Below are 14,585 nucleotides of genomic sequence, written 5' to 3' on the forward strand. Positions count from 1 at the left end.
TGTTTAACATCATGTTTTAAACCATTATAGAGGGTCCATATAAATTTCAAGAGGTAAAATGCTTAGGCGTGGATGTTGCTTTATTTGGGTTCTCCATTATTTTTTGTTGGGAGAATGAACAAGCAAAATTAAATGAAGAAATTAGACAAGGTTTAATAGATAGGTTGGAAGAAAAACTACTTCAAGATTTTTATAGGGAATTAGAAGGTATTAGTTTGAATTTAACTTTAAATATTACTGTGGGAAGTGTGATAGAGAAAGCATTGTAACCGCCAAGTAGAAATGAACACTTTCTTACCCCAAAAATGCTAAATAAGCCTGAACACTATTTTCCAGTAGAGACGTGCACTTTATTTGGAGAGGCGGGCATGATAGCCTACTTGGGCTGAGCCAGATACCTTGGTACATCTGGCTTCTTGGCTCACAATCTTGCCCGTAGAGGCTCCAAGTAAAGTGACATTGGACACGTTCTAATTTCCAGTAAAGTGTTCACTTCAATTTGGCAAAAAGTGTTCAAAGTTATCTGACGGTTACAAGCATACATTGCTACAAAACATTATTCAGAATCTGAATGGGATATTCTAGCGAAGTCAATGAAAGAATTCGAGGCTAACTTGGATATTAATAATAAGGGTGTAACTCCAAGGATATCTCTTGAAATAGATGTTCTAAGAGGATTAGAAGACCATCAATCTGAATTCAGGAAATTAAACACCTACGCTGAAGCAAAAAGGGCAGTGAATTTGAGTTATGTAATTAAATTAGTTGTATATGCTTACTAGATTAACACCACTACGAAATGATCAAACTTTTTTATAAAAACGACACTTGAATCTGCTGATAAAGAATCCATTTTAATCAATCTTTTTTCAAAATGGATTCTTTATATTCGTTGTAAAATTAGGGTTTGTGTGATATTTTTGATCAAACTTTATTTCAAAGCAACAGATGTTGTTCATGTCTAGATACATTAAAGTTGACTACTTTACATTAAAGTTCGCTACTTTACATTAAAGTTCACTACTTTACATTAAAGTTCGCTACTTTACATTAAAGTTCACTACTTTACATTAAAGTAAGTTACTAGTGTACATCAAAAATTAATGTACTGAAACATCTATGTAAATCCTTAAGTAAAAAAGTTTGAATTAGATCGAAGGAAAATCAGGTGGATCCTGGTTACCCTTCGATCTTTTTTTAAGAAAGAAGCAGAAAAGAAGGGCATAAGTTTTTTTATATGAAAATCTTAATTATCAGTATACGAACCAAGGTCCATTTCTAGGGATTCTAATAATTAATTTATTTAAATAATAATTAATGTGTTACACAAAAACAAGGGAGTACTACTCCCTTGTTTTTGCATTGTGCGCCCGGCATGGGTGTAGTCTCTAGGGTGAAAGTCCCGAACTGTGAAGGCAGAAGTAGCAGTTAGCTTAACGCAAGGGTGTCCGTGGTGACGCGGAATCTGAAGGAAGCGAGCGGCAAACTTCCGGTCTGAGGAACACGAACTTCATACAAGGCTAGGTATCATTGGATGAGTTTGCAATACAAAACAAAGTCCTTTCTGCCGAAGGTGATACAAAGTAAATGAAGCAGATAGATGGAAGGAAAGATTGCACTCTTACCCGGGGAGGTCTGGTTGATACGCCAAGTACACTTGGTAACCTATCTAGTAATGGATAGCTGAACAATCAGAAGTCAGCCGAAGTCGTAGTACTTGGTTTGCTCGAGAGAATCAAGGAAGGACTGAACCATTTTAGGAGAACAAACACTCGGCAAACGGTTCTTTATGTATGAAAGCAGAAAATTCTTACGGAACCTACCTGAAAGGAAGAAATGGTGAATTCCATGGGGGACTTCGGGAGGGCTTAGTAAAGAACCCACTTAATGAGAATGTATTGTTCACGTAGAAAGGATAAATCTCAATGTTAATGGAACGAATGCTGTCACGGGAAAATCTTTTACTGGCATTAAAGCGAGTAGAAAAGAACAAAGGAAGTCATGGAGTAGACAATATGTCCGTAAAAGACCTACGAAGACATATTCTCGAAACGTGGGATACACTTAAAACATCCTTAATGGAGGGTACTTATCAACCTTCTCCTGTCCGTCGGGTTGAAATCCCAAAACCGAACGGTGGAGTAAGGTTATTAGGTATCCCAACCGTGACAGACCGTTTCATCCAACAGGCGATTACTCAGATTTTAACCCCTATCTTCGACCCGACTTTTTCAACACAGAGCTATGGTTTTCGACCAAACAAACGAGGTCATGACGGTGTTAGACAAGCGAAGAAATATATCGAAGAGGGATACCGATGGGTAGTCGACATGGACTTGGAGAAATTCTTTGATAAAGTCAATCATGATAGATTAATGCGGACTCTATCCAAAAGGATTCAAGACAGAACGCTCCTATCACTAATTCGGAAGTATCTACAGTCTGGCATTATGATTAATGGAGTCATAACGAAATCCGAGGAGGGTACGCCCCAAGGTGGACCATTAAGTCCTTTACTCTCCAATATCGTTCTAGATGAACTAGACAAAGAGTTAGAAAAGAGAGGGCACAAGTTTGTCCGATACGCAGATGATTGTAATATCTACGTAAAATCGAGAAGAGCCGGAGAGCGAGTAATGGACTCGATTACTACTTTCATTGAATTTACTCTAAAACTAAAGGTGAATCGAGAAAAGTCAGCTGTAGACAGACCTTGGAAAAGAAAGTTTTTAGGTTTTAGCTTCACATTTCATAAGAAACCGAAGGTGCGGATGTCAAACCAAAGTATTCAACGTGTCAAGAAACGGATACGAGAATTAACTTCAAGGTCAAAACCAATTCCAATGGATTATAGAATAGAGAAGCTGAATCAATATTTGATTGGCTGGTGCGGATATTATGCATTAGCAGATACACCCACTATTTTCAAAGAATTAGACGAATGGATTAGAAGGCGTCTCAGAATGTGCCAATGGAAAGAATGGAAGAAACCAAAAACCAAAGTAAGAAAACTCATTGGATTAGGGATTCCAAAAGAGAAGGCATACGAATGGGGAAACTCTAGAAAGAAATATTGGAGAATAGCCAGAAGCCCAATCCTACAGAAAACCCTCACAAACTCCTATTGGGAGATGCGAGGGCTGAAGAGTCTTTATGTGAGATATTCTCAACTACGTCAGACATAAATGGAACCGCCGTATACGGAACCGTACGTACGGTGGTGTGAGAGGTCGGGGGTTAGTCACCTCCTCCTACTCGATTACCCAGGTTTATTTCCTGCATTTGGATCCTCTTTATCATTTCAGATGTTGAATGTGGCATTAGAGCTAGCAAAAGAAGAATGGCTTTACGAATGGTTCAACATAAGTAATGGATGCAAGGGCTGAAAATACATTCGATAGTGTCATATCAAGACATGGATTAATGTTTGTTCCAAACGTGAAACAGGCATTTAAAGAAATTTATCGTGTATTAAAAAAGCGGGGCTTTAGTTTGGTCTAAACTAGAAAATAATCCTGGAATATCAATTCCTATGGGAGTTTTGTATCGATTAGCTAATTTAGAACCACCTAAATAAGATAACCTAATGTTGAAAAAAAGAACCTCCTTTGTCAAATGAGTGAATATTTTCTGTACTCTTAAAAGTGTCAAGTCTTTATAATGCCAGGTGAATTAGAAGTTGATCAGGTGAATAATTTTATAATTGTACTTATAAGGTGGGCTGAATAGTACTTTTAATAGTAACCCATCTATCTGGATAGTAATTTTGTAAATATCATGATACTTGGGGATCTCTACTAATTCATCGATTTTATTTCCTACATGCATAACCCCTTGACTTTAAACCCAGTCCAATACCTTAATTTCTTTTGTGAAACCTAATAATACATGGACATTTTCAGGGATTCTGTCTAAACAGGGGTGGAGGATTTTGAGATCCGAAATTGATGGGTGAACTATAAAGGAAATTACCCTTTTGAGCGGGAATCGAGTAATAAAAAAATGGATGAAATCTTTCTTAAAAAAGGGACTTCATCCATTTTTATTGTATTATTTTGTACCGGGAGCGGGTTGGTCAACACCTTTTACATGGTGGCGATGATGATTCGCTTCACTTGTATAAAAGTCATAATAATGAACATGCATGCCATTACCGACAGGAATAGCTGGACCTGAATAAGCTTAATAGTAATGTGTGTGTCCGTCCTCGTATAAAACATAACCCTCCGTATAATGAATATGACTTCCTTCCTGCGTCTGAATCGGTGGGGATGTAACATCAAGACATTGATGGACATGCCCGTTATCTACGGACGTATAGTCAACGGATTAGTTTTTAAAGCATTAGGAATTATATTCATTTACTTAGGCGGAGAATTATTTGGGGAAGGATTAGTCAAAATTGTTGGTGGTGGTGAAGTTTTTGAAACAGTAGCGTTAATCGTCTTTATTATTCCGTCCTTATTTATATTCCTGAAGAAAGACCTTCAAAAATAATTTAGAAACAAAAAAGGTGCATAATTAAAAGAATTAAAGGGGCACAGCTATTATATAGATGCCCCTTTTGAGCATGGCAACAAAATGGAAAAGGAAGCCATTCATGATTATTTTGAGAAGTATCACAAATGCATTATCATTAGAATAGTCCTGCTTCCCTTGCGGCAGCAATACTATTTCTAGCAAACTCTTCCGCAGAAATGCCAACATTCTCCCAATGTATATACATTAAACGTGGATTTTCAAACAGCCAATGGTTATGAAAGGCCGTTACGATAAGGCTTCTTTTCCGTAATGCTGCTATAAATCGATTAAGTTCTTTTTGGAGAACAACCGATTCACCAAAATTTAGACCATTATTTTCAAAGGATAACATAAACGGAAGTGCAAGCGGTGAACGTGTGCGGCGCCCTAAAATAGTAGCATTAATATCTCGAAGTCGCATTACAGTACATACAGGTGCTGCTGAAATAACTTCGCCGCCGATAATATCTGCCAGTCGTTGGCATGTTGAAGCAGTTATTTCCCTAATTTTCAAAGCTACCTACTTAATTCCCCTTTAATTAAATTTATATTCGCCTCATGAAAAGCCTTCATCCCTCTTATATAGGAGTAGTTTTCAAGTAAATGTAAACTATCGTGTTCATTAACAATGGCATTCCTTAATTTCTTGATATAGTTAAGGGATACTTCTTTACGTTTCTGGATCTCTTCTATACTTTCTGTTACATGTCCGTGCCCCGGAATAAGCAGGCTCACATCATGATTTTTTAAAATAAATTCTGTTTTTGCCAATGTTTCTTCATATTTGTCGCTGCTAAAATAAATATAAGGAAATTCAACGTCTGACAAGTAATCTCCAGCAATCCATATACCATATGGTTCAACTATTGTAAATAAACCATCATCCGTATGTCCATTTGCAATGTAAAATGTTAGTGAGGTATTGCCAATATTAATAACTTGCCCTTCTTCACGTACTACAAGGTCAATTTTAGGATAAACAATTGGGTAATCACGATCTAAATAATATTTACTATCAAATATCTGTATTTGTTCGATGATTTGTTCTTTATCATTTCGTTCACTTAATTGCTCACTTCCAATTACAGTTGCATCAGGAAATGCCCCATAGCCTAGAATATGATCCCAATCTGAATGCGTAAACAAAAGATAAACTGGTCTTTTCTTTTTAACTTTATTAACGTATTGTCTAATTTTCTCCACTTCATTGGGAAGCCAAGTAGGATCAACTACTATTACACAATCATCGGTTTGAATTACTGTAGATGTAGTTTTAAATAGCTGACTTTCAAAAATGGTCACATAATTATTTCTATATTGTATCATTCGATTTTTCTCCTTCTACCAGTTCCCTTTATTTTTCTTTTTATTTACTTATTAAATTCTGTTATTTTGTTAAAAATCCTTCTTCTCTTCAGCCTGTCACGTCACTAGAAAAAGTGACTGCCTTCATCGGCAGATTGATTAAGTCGAATTTTATAGTAATAAATCATGGAACAATTTCCAATACACTGCCTTGGTAAAAATCAGTTACTTTCATAGAGCCATATACTCCTAAATATAGTCTGGTTTGATCCAGGTTCGTTCCTAAACTAACATAATAAGCTGATCCGGACCCAAAATTATAATCGGTTTCCATAACACTAAAATCATTTAGTTTACAATCTGTTCTGCCCCTAGTATAAGCTAAGACCCCTCTTACAGGAGGCCCCGCTTCTTCATTCCGGGCAAGATCGGTAAATACTACACTTCCCGTTAAATGGGGAATTCTATTCCCCATATACGGTTGGACTCCTGTAAGTGCAGTTCCTCCAAATTTACCGGGCCTTTGATCTTTATGATAATAACTTGTTAGAGGCTGAAGACGACTCACTGAAGTATTTACCGCTTCATTGTAATAAGCAATCGTTTTCTCATTTAAAGTTGGATTTGCAGAGCAGCCCCTTATAATCGAAGTAGGAAAAGCACCTTCCCACCCTCGCCATCCAATGTTAATAAATCCTTCTTGGTCAGGTTTAGATTTCATTAAAGAAGCTTGAATAAGCTGTGTAACCGGTATTGGTTTATAATAAACAAATGAAAAAATCGCCTCTTCCAAATCTTGTCCGACATTTCCCATATATTTGATATATTGATTACCAAACCGTTGAAATGATATGCCTGGTATATTGCGGACACCTTTGGCAATTACCGTCAGCGTTTCCTGAATAGGAGCGGGAAGTTCATTAAAACGTGTGACTGCGGGAGGAGTATAGATAAATGTATTCTTAGCTACATCAATTTCGATTATTTTACCGAATATCTCCATATCATCCTGACTTAAATTAAATGGATCATAGCCTGCTCCACCATCTCCGGTTGTTAAAACAAGTTTTCCTGTTTCAGGTGAAAAGTTTAGGCTATTGACACCATTATGATTAAAAAATGGTCTTCTTAAGTTAAGTAATGTCCGTCGTATTTGAGGTTGCCCGTTCGCTTGTAAAATCCATTCTTCAATAGTATCGATATGATCATACTGAGTCTCTCTATTAATCCACTTTAGGTTTAAAGTATTGGGATCACACGGGTTAGGCTTAAAGGGTTTAGGAAGAGCACCTGGACCTTGTGTCCCGGCTACCGAATAATGAAGATAAAACAAACCGTTATAATAAAATTGTGGATGAAACGCTAGCCCCAGCAAACCGCGTTCATCATAGCCACGACCTGAAACACCTGGTTCAGAAGCACCTAGTTTTATGATTCGCGGACGAATATCTAAAAAAGTCCTTATCCCCCGGTTTCGTATGTAAAAGATTTCTCCTACCTGGGTTGCAATAAATAAACTTTCCATTGAGTCCCCTGGAAGTATGGTGGTTTTCAAAACAGTGGGTAAATTTATCTTACTAACAATGGGCCGTAAACTAACCTTCACTTTTATCAACTAATTTCACACCCCATCTTATTGTTTTCTTTTATAAGAATATGATTAGAACTGTTCTATTAGTATGTAAATTAGAGCAGGTGAAATTCCTTTTAATATTGGTCTGCTATTGGTAGGTTTCCATGGTGTTTTTTGCCTATATCCAAGCAGGATTAACGCACTTTTATTGCATTTCTTACTGAGCAAACAGGAAGAAAAGTGGGATCAGATATCAATCATTAAGTAAAACTTATTAAATATCATAAAATAATTGCAATTAATTTATGGCGTGAATTCAGTTAGCATAGAAACTAATAAAAGGTTTACAAATAAGAGGAGGGATTGGATTGAAGACAGAAATAAGGTTTAGAATAGCTACTGAAAAAGATTTAGATAGTATTGTTGCAATGCTTGCTGATGATGTTTTGGGAAGTAAACGTGAGCGTTATGAGCATCCGCTTCCTGATAGTTACATAAAAGCATTTAAGGCTATTACATCTGACCCTAATAACGAATTAGTAGTTGCTTGTGAAGGCAATGAAGTGATTGGGGTACAACAAATTACTTTTACACCTTATATAACACATCAAGGTGGATGGAGAGCTACTATCGAAGGAGTGAGAACATCCGCTTCTGTAAGAGGTAAGGGTGTAGGTACTGAACTTATAAAATGGGCAATTCAACGTGCGGAGGAACGGGGGTGTCATTTAGTACAACTGACAACTGATAAAAAAAGACCAGATGCGTTAAGGTTTTATGAACGGTTAGGTTTTAAAGCAACGCATGAAGGTTTAAAGCTGAAGCTTTAATAACTTTTTTAAAACTATCGGTGGCGTATCTGCAATAAGCGGATGCGCTATTTTACTTAATGCTCAGTATTCTAGAATCGGCTTTATATGGAAATTTTAAAATGAGCTAGTGGATTATGGAGGGAAGTAAAAGTAGGAGTAAATCCACTTGGAACATGTAATAGATACAAACAGCAGAATAATGAAATGTGCTGAGTAATTGTTATACTCAAACTAAATCCGCAGTTACTGTGGTAAGGTAAGTGGTCTCCCATCCCAAGAAGTCAGATATAAAACGTGTGAATGGTCAGAATCCAAATTAGAATTTGGTGAATGAACAATAATACCTGTAACCGGAATTTCCATCAAACTATTCCACCTTTCCTTGTTATTTTAAAACGGTAGTTGCTATTCATTTTTCTCAAATACAACATATTCGCCTTTTTTTCTTTTAGTACTAATAAAATCGTAGGACACATTAAATGTTTGATGTGCCTAAAATTGTTTTGATAGCTTGACTGAGACTTATTTATAAGCCCCATTCCTAACCGATAAATAACTACACAATATCCTCGATTCCTAAATACTTCTTTTAAATGAGATAATTGTCCACTTCCATCCAATTAATATTTCAAATATTCTTTTATGCTATTTACTTGTTTTATTGAAATTAATCGAGGATTTTTAATAGCCCTTGTTTATGGAAAGAGGTAATTTTCATTCCTTTTCTTCATAAGGTTGATAAAAATAGATTCATTTCTACCAGTAGGATAACCGTTTCTCTCAGACATTGATTATTGAAATCTATTCATTCGCACTCTTTTCTCAGAAACGAATATGATGATGAAGGGTCTTGGGATTGATTAAAAAGGAGTTGAAAGGTTATTGAAATGAAAGGCTTTATTGGGAAATATATACGTAAAGATATAGGATTGAAGCATCCTGCTGGAGGGGAGTATTCTAATCAGACTAGAATCATAGTTGTTGGTTCATTATTAGCTTGTTTTACAACCATTCTCCAGTCAGCTGGAATGTTTGGCGGCATTGGTTTTTTGATTAGCGCCCTTAGTACACTACCAATACTTTTAGGTACATTTCTCTCCTACCGGATGGGGATTTTATCTTATATTAGCGCCTTTTTGTTAATTTTGTTTATCCAACCGAGCGAATTTTTTGTCTACCCCTTTACTACAGGGCTATTGGGAATTAGCATGGGCTTTTCTATTCGCTTTTTTAAGAAAGGAATCTTTGCCACATTGTTTTCAGGGGTAACACTTACCCTAGGAATCTTAATTATCCTCTATATCATCCGGTTCCCGGTATTAGGTCCGACAATCTCCACCAAAATTGATGTCAACACCATTTTGATAATCCTAATTTTTTCGACTGTGTACTCCTGGGTATGGCTAAAGTTGTCCATTTTCGTCATAAAAAGGGTAAATTGGCTATGGGGAAAATAATAGGGAATAGGCATTTTTTAAAGTCATATATATTGAATTTATTGACGTTTTAAAGAGTTTGATAACTCTATACCAAAGTACTATGTGCGAATCTGAAGGGTTTTCCTTCTTCGCTTTCCTTTACATAAAATTCTCTTAATCAATATTATCGTGCTTTGATCTTAATAATCGTTTTCCTTTTACTGGTTTCACGAATGCCGCTTTGAAATTTACTGAATGGCTTAAAGATGAATAAACACAAAAAACGAATTTTTGTTTATAGGACACAGTGTTTAGGGAGTATTGATACCTGTACAAACGCTTAAAGGCACTTATTACTAACGGGCTCGGCGTAATTTGCAAGTAAATTGTCGCTTTTTGCTAGTTACAGAGCTACATAAGAAAGGTAATCTATTAATAAAGAAAAGTTTTATTTATGTTTAATATAAAGGACGAAATCATAACAAAAACTAGTAAATGTATAGATTAGCAAAAGGAGGGGACATATGTATGACTTCTCACAATCGTATTAAAATCCCGGCAGGATTTTGGGCAGGATTACGTCAATTGGGAATCGCTGCCCACGACGTCATTCGAAAAGCACGTCTGCCGCTCACTATTATTACTGAACCAGCTGTCACCACCGCCCAATATTTCGCAATTTGGCAGGCTTATTCTGATCTCATTGGTGACACTGCCAAAGGAATTATCAAACTTCCGACGGTTTTTGAAGCCGCTCAATACCCACCGAGCGTCTTAGCGACTTACCATGCTCGGGACTACCGTGATGCGTTAAATCGAATGGTCCGGTACAAACAACTATGTCCTCCTGAAAGCTTACGTATTACTGAGGAAGGCGAGCACTGTACAATCGAACTGAAATGGTTGCATTCCGACCAACCAGGTCCACCAATTCTGGTTGGAGTTACACTGGCATTTCTACTGGAGCTAGGGCGGCGCGGCACAGGTCAACCTTTGACGGCGAAGTTCGTCGAATTTTCGCACTCAATGGGCGATGTACAGGCACTTGAAGCTTACTTCGGCTGCCGTATCCAGATCGGTGCCAATTGTAACCGGCTGACGCTGCATCGCAGAGATCTTGATCGCCCCTTTGTCTCGTATAACGCAGAGCTGCTGCAGATTCTGACTCCTGTTCTGGACCAATCGTTGGATGAGCAACAAAGTAGACGTTCCATCACCGAGATGGTCAAGTGGATCACAAAACGCAGTCTAACAGGAGGGCGTCCCGATATTCGAGCAGTCGCGAGCGAGTTGGGGATGAGTGATCGTACCTTGCAGCGAAGGCTTGCTGACGAAGGTACAAGCTTCCATCTTCTGTTGTCACAAGTCCGACACGAACAGGCAAGGGAGTACCTGGCAGACCCCTCGCTTGATATTAAAGAAGTTGCTTTTCTGATTGGATATGAAGACCAAAATTCGTTCTACCGCGCTTTTCGCCTTTGGGAAGGGGATTCTCCTTCAAATTGGCGTACTGAACATTTAGGGACAAACCCAATAAATTGACTTTGTCTTAAAAGTAAATTTTTTACACTCCGTTATACGAAGGGATAATAACTATACAACGGAGTAGGAACGCTTTTTAAATTAACCTTATTATAAGTAAATGAAAGGGAGAAAGTATTATGGATATGGGATTAAACAATAAAACAGCTCTAGTTACAGGATCAACGAAAGGTATAGGGAAAGCAATTGCCATTGAACTTGCCAAAGAAGGTGTTAATGTATTAATTAATGGGCGGAATGATGAAGAGGTAGAACGAGTTGTACATGAAATTAAGTCAGATTTCCCAACTACTTCTCCTCAAAATGCTACAGCCGATATTGTGGATATAAAACAAAGAGAAGCTTTATTTGAAAAATACCCTAATATTGATATTTTAGTTAACAATATGGGTATTTATGAAATTATGCAATATGAGGACATTGACGATGAAGTATGGGAAAAATACTTCCGTACGAATGTTCTTGCTGCAAATGGATTATCTAAATTTTATTTACCTAAAATGTTGAAAAATGATTATGGCCGTATTATTTTTATTGCGAGTGAAGAAGCAATCATGCCTTCTGGTCAAATGCCGCAGTATTGTATGACAAAATCAATGCTGTTATCATTGTCAAAAAGCTTATCTAAATTAACAATAGGAACAGAAGTTACAGTCAATACTATCATGCCAGGACCGACACTCTCTGAAAACGTGCATCAAATCATAGAAGGAATGTATCCTAATGAAGACATGTCCTTTTCTGAAAAAGAGAAAAAATTTATGACTACAAACCTACCTCAATCAGAAATACAGCGCTTTATCAAGCCAATCGAAATAGGTAGACTAACTACATTTGTATGCAGCCCTTATGCATCAGCATTTAAAGGTTCCCCAATCCGTATGGATGGCGGAATGGTTCCGACTATTTTTTAACATATTTTCTATTTCATATTCCCATTTACGTCAGGAAATCAGTCAGCAAAATGTTAAAACAGGTCACTTAATGGTAATAAAATACCAATAAGTGACCTGTTTATTTTTTTCTTCTCATATTCTACCAATAATTAATCAAATTAAGTTTGTAACAAGGAACAAGATTACCGTACGTTTTGTGATTGTTTTGAGACATTTTTGCGCCTTGGTTTGAGACTTTTAAATGTTAATCTTTCAATGTGGTACAAAGAGACGGATTTTTGTGCAGTTGAGTGTAATGATTCGTTTCTACTTTAACTACTTGAAGGAGGATTTTCAAATGGGTCATTATTTTTCGTTCTTTCCATTTGGTGCTTTGTTTTGTTTTACCCTTCTATGTTTTGTAGCGGTTAGAGTATTTGAAATTCGCTATCGATATAGGGATAGATATCAACATGACCGATTACTTAAAAGCAAAGTGGACAAAGAGGATCATGGCGATCATTAATATCAATAGTTGAAAGATATCAATATATAAAAAAAGCTCACTATCACCACAAGGTTTAGATGCCATTTCATGGACGGGATGGCACAACTGAAACGGATTTAAACTATAGGAGGACATTTCATGTTAGCACAAATTGTTTTATTCGATGGTTTTGATCTTCTTGATGCGATAGTACCTTATGAGGTATTAAATGCGGCAGGAAATATTGCAAATGGTGCATTAAATGTAGAATTGGTAACCGCTGAAGGAGCGAGATCGGTACAAAGCGGAATCAGCGGGCTTGAGATACGCGCCAGTGGCAAACTCAATCCGGAACATGCCCACATCATTATAGTTCCCGGAGCAGCCGGAGAAGTCAGTGGAGAGGGACCAAACACAATCCCTGCCATACTTGGAAGAGCAGCGGAAACCGAATTAACAAATTTAGTTCGTTCGGGACTTAACAAGCAAGACCTTGTCACTGTTACTGTTTGTGGAGGGTCATTGTTGCTGGCGATGGGAGGTTTACTCGACGGGCGACATGCCGTGACTCATCATCTTGGCATGGATGTTCTCGGAGCAACGGGCGCAGTACCTGTGAGCGCAAGAGTTGTAGATGATGGGAATCTTATTACTGGTGGAGGGGTAACGTCGGGTCTTGATGTAGCCTTATACGTCGTCGAACGGGAGCTTGGTCCACGTATAGCACATGAGGTGGAAAAGTTGTTCGAGTATGAACGCAGCGGGACGGTGTGGTGTGCAAAAGGCCTTGCCCCAATTGAGATGGATCAGCACACTAATTCTGAAATAGAGTCAACACTCGATGTGTCATTGCCTAAACCAACAAAGGAAACCTCAAATTATAATGACAGTACTATTTTTGATGGGAAATGGGACATCACCATTGCCACGCCGATCGGCAAGCAGTTCATTATAGCCCAGATTTCGACAAAAGATGGAATAGTACAAGGTTCAGCTGAACAAAACGGTGAGATAAGTGAGTTTATTGATCCTGTGATTACCGAAAATCGGATGACCTGGACACAACACATCACTAAACCGATGTCTTTGAAACTTAAATTTGAAGCAACTGTGGATGGAAACAAAATGGAAGGGGTCGCTAAAGCTGGTGTTTTACCATCTTCAAAGCTAACAGGAGAACGTATTAGTTGAGAAACGGAACCATATTTTAGAGGGATGATCCCCCCGGAGTTTTTTATTTAACAAGGCAATTCGAATGCATGAAGGATGGAGAAGTTAATGAAGATTATTAAAGGTAGATATCTGTATTTCACTATGATTGTTATTTCTGTTGCCTACATGGTTTATGTTATGCTTACTAATTTGTATTTTGATCCACATGCCACTCACTTTTTGAGTCACAAGACCAAGCTGAATCATCCGATGAATGTTCCAGTTTGGTTAAATGTACTGTATATTCATATTGTTTTCGCCTGTTTGGCTATGGTAACAGGAGCGATTAATTTCTCAAACAGGGTTTTACGAAAACATAGAATGCTTCACAGAATCAATGGGTACATGTATATCGTTTCCGTCTTTGTTGTTTGTGGAACATCCGGTTTTATGGCGCCTTATGCAACAGGTGGAAGAATAAACAGTATAGCGTTCAATCTTATGAATATGATTTGGATGGTCTTGACAATCACAGCGCTTGTTCGAATCAAACAAAAACAAGTTAATCAACATCGGAAATGGATGGTCCGGAGCTATGTATTCTGCTTTACGAACATGTTTATCAAGATCCTTACTTTTGTTCTCAATGATGGATTTGGTATTACTTATGATATAAGCTATACTTCAGCTGTTTTAGGGACGATACTAGTAAATTTCATTTTAGCGGAGATCGTCATTCGAAACGTATACAGGACTCCTACTAACTTAACGCCTATCAAGAGAAAGAATAAACATTCTGCTTTAGTTTAATACATTGATGGTGGACTTCGTTTAGGACATTACGGCTACCTGTCATATTTAGGGGGCTTTTTTGTCCTTGTCTTTATTATGGAAAGTGTG

General features: G+C 37.4%; 14 protein-coding genes and 1 pseudogene. 11 read left to right on the plus strand and 4 right to left on the minus strand.

Annotated elements, in window-relative coordinates:
- The first annotated feature begins 68 nt into the window (after positions 1 to 68).
- The 3 genes from AN964_RS00635 to AN964_RS27430 all read left to right on the plus strand — a co-directional run bounded on the left by AN964_RS00635 (position 69) and on the right by AN964_RS27430 (position 3,501).
- On the plus strand, positions 69 to 269 hold the full coding sequence (locus AN964_RS00635; protein WP_055737870.1) for a hypothetical protein: 201 nt from the start codon (positions 69 to 71) through the stop codon (positions 267 to 269).
- Positions 270 to 1,925: 1,656 nt separating this feature from the next.
- A complete protein-coding gene (gene ltrA / locus AN964_RS00645; RefSeq protein WP_055737770.1) occupies positions 1,926 to 3,185 on the plus strand; it encodes a group II intron reverse transcriptase/maturase in 1,260 nt (419 codons plus the stop codon).
- A gap of 184 nt (positions 3,186 to 3,369) precedes the next feature.
- On the plus strand, positions 3,370 to 3,501 hold the full coding sequence (locus tag AN964_RS27430) for a methyltransferase domain-containing protein (protein ID WP_083489168.1): 132 nt from the start codon (positions 3,370 to 3,372) through the stop codon (positions 3,499 to 3,501).
- A 549-nt stretch (positions 3,502 to 4,050) separates the two neighbouring features.
- Here the strand turns inward: AN964_RS27430 and AN964_RS25270 are convergent.
- Positions 4,051 to 4,329 (minus strand): annotated as a pseudogene (locus AN964_RS25270) (YmaF family protein); the annotation flags it as partial.
- On the opposite strand from AN964_RS25270, the gene AN964_RS00650 reads away from it, so the two are divergent.
- Positions 4,288 to 4,497: a hypothetical protein gene (locus AN964_RS00650; RefSeq protein WP_152982335.1), complete on the plus strand. Its 210-nt coding sequence runs from the start codon at positions 4,288 to 4,290 to the stop codon at positions 4,495 to 4,497. The pseudogene AN964_RS25270 and the gene AN964_RS00650 sit on opposite strands and share 42 nt — an antisense overlap.
- A 139-nt stretch (positions 4,498 to 4,636) precedes the next feature.
- On the opposite strand, the gene AN964_RS00655 is transcribed toward AN964_RS00650, so the two are convergent.
- The 3 genes from AN964_RS00655 to AN964_RS00665 form a co-directional block, all read right to left on the minus strand.
- Positions 4,637 to 5,035, minus strand: coding sequence for a DUF1259 domain-containing protein (locus AN964_RS00655; protein WP_205603484.1), 399 nt, complete (start codon positions 5,033 to 5,035; stop codon positions 4,637 to 4,639).
- Positions 5,036 to 5,037: 2 nt separating this feature from the next.
- Entirely contained in the window at positions 5,038 to 5,847 is an 810-nt protein-coding gene (locus AN964_RS00660) for an MBL fold metallo-hydrolase (protein WP_055737873.1), read from the minus strand.
- Positions 5,848 to 6,010: 163 nt separating this feature from the next.
- Complete coding sequence (locus AN964_RS00665) at positions 6,011 to 7,441, minus strand: PQQ-dependent sugar dehydrogenase (protein ID WP_055737874.1); 1,431 nt, start codon at positions 7,439 to 7,441, stop codon at positions 6,011 to 6,013.
- A gap of 326 nt (positions 7,442 to 7,767) precedes the next feature.
- Here AN964_RS00665 and AN964_RS00670 point away from each other — a divergent pair, with 326 nt between their 5' ends.
- From AN964_RS00670 to AN964_RS00695, 7 genes are all read left to right on the plus strand, one after another.
- A complete protein-coding gene (locus AN964_RS00670; protein WP_055737875.1) occupies positions 7,768 to 8,229 on the plus strand; it encodes a GNAT family N-acetyltransferase in 462 nt (153 codons plus the stop codon).
- An 869-nt stretch (positions 8,230 to 9,098) separates the two neighbouring features.
- On the plus strand, positions 9,099 to 9,668 hold the full coding sequence (locus AN964_RS00675; RefSeq protein ID WP_055737876.1) for a hypothetical protein: 570 nt from the start codon (positions 9,099 to 9,101) through the stop codon (positions 9,666 to 9,668).
- A 489-nt stretch (positions 9,669 to 10,157) separates the two neighbouring features.
- Complete coding sequence (locus AN964_RS00680) at positions 10,158 to 11,171, plus strand: helix-turn-helix transcriptional regulator (RefSeq protein ID WP_055737877.1); 1,014 nt, start codon at positions 10,158 to 10,160, stop codon at positions 11,169 to 11,171.
- A 119-nt stretch (positions 11,172 to 11,290) separates the two neighbouring features.
- Positions 11,291 to 12,085, plus strand: coding sequence for an SDR family NAD(P)-dependent oxidoreductase (locus tag AN964_RS00685; protein WP_055737878.1), 795 nt, complete (start codon positions 11,291 to 11,293; stop codon positions 12,083 to 12,085).
- A gap of 319 nt (positions 12,086 to 12,404) precedes the next feature.
- Positions 12,405 to 12,572 carry a hypothetical protein gene (locus tag AN964_RS26600; RefSeq protein WP_163258631.1) on the plus strand — a complete coding sequence of 56 codons (168 nt, stop codon included), beginning with the start codon at positions 12,405 to 12,407 and terminating at the stop codon, positions 12,570 to 12,572.
- Positions 12,573 to 12,692: 120 nt separating this feature from the next.
- A complete protein-coding gene (locus AN964_RS00690; protein WP_055737879.1) occupies positions 12,693 to 13,724 on the plus strand; it encodes a DJ-1/PfpI family protein in 1,032 nt (343 codons plus the stop codon).
- Between the two features lie 87 nt (positions 13,725 to 13,811).
- Positions 13,812 to 14,495, plus strand: coding sequence for a DUF2306 domain-containing protein (locus AN964_RS00695; RefSeq protein WP_055737880.1), 684 nt, complete (start codon positions 13,812 to 13,814; stop codon positions 14,493 to 14,495).
- Positions 14,496 to 14,585 lie beyond the last annotated feature (90 nt).

Origin of the sequence: Heyndrickxia shackletonii, from assembly GCF_001420715.1 — a bacterium.
GTDB lineage: Bacteria > Bacillota > Bacilli > Bacillales > Bacillaceae_C > Margalitia > Margalitia shackletonii.

What these genes read in the sequence shown, in the direction of transcription:
- ltrA (WP_055737770.1), top strand. Translation starts at nt 1,926, where the DNA reads ATGTTAATGGAACGAATGCTGTCACGGGAAAATCTTTTACTGGCATTA.
- AN964_RS27430 (WP_083489168.1), top strand. Translation starts at nt 3,370, where the DNA reads ATGGATGCAAGGGCTGAAAATACATTCGATAGTGTCATATCAAGACAT.
- AN964_RS00660 (WP_055737873.1), bottom strand. Translation starts at nt 5,847, where the DNA reads ATGATACAATATAGAAATAATTATGTGACCATTTTTGAAAGTCAGCTA.
- AN964_RS00675 (WP_055737876.1), top strand. Translation starts at nt 9,099, where the DNA reads ATGAAAGGCTTTATTGGGAAATATATACGTAAAGATATAGGATTGAAG.
- AN964_RS00680 (WP_055737877.1), top strand. Translation starts at nt 10,158, where the DNA reads ATGACTTCTCACAATCGTATTAAAATCCCGGCAGGATTTTGGGCAGGA.
- AN964_RS00685 (WP_055737878.1), top strand. Translation starts at nt 11,291, where the DNA reads ATGGATATGGGATTAAACAATAAAACAGCTCTAGTTACAGGATCAACG.
- AN964_RS26600 (WP_163258631.1), top strand. Translation starts at nt 12,405, where the DNA reads ATGGGTCATTATTTTTCGTTCTTTCCATTTGGTGCTTTGTTTTGTTTT.
- AN964_RS00690 (WP_055737879.1), top strand. Translation starts at nt 12,693, where the DNA reads ATGTTAGCACAAATTGTTTTATTCGATGGTTTTGATCTTCTTGATGCG.
- AN964_RS00695 (WP_055737880.1), top strand. Translation starts at nt 13,812, where the DNA reads ATGAAGATTATTAAAGGTAGATATCTGTATTTCACTATGATTGTTATT.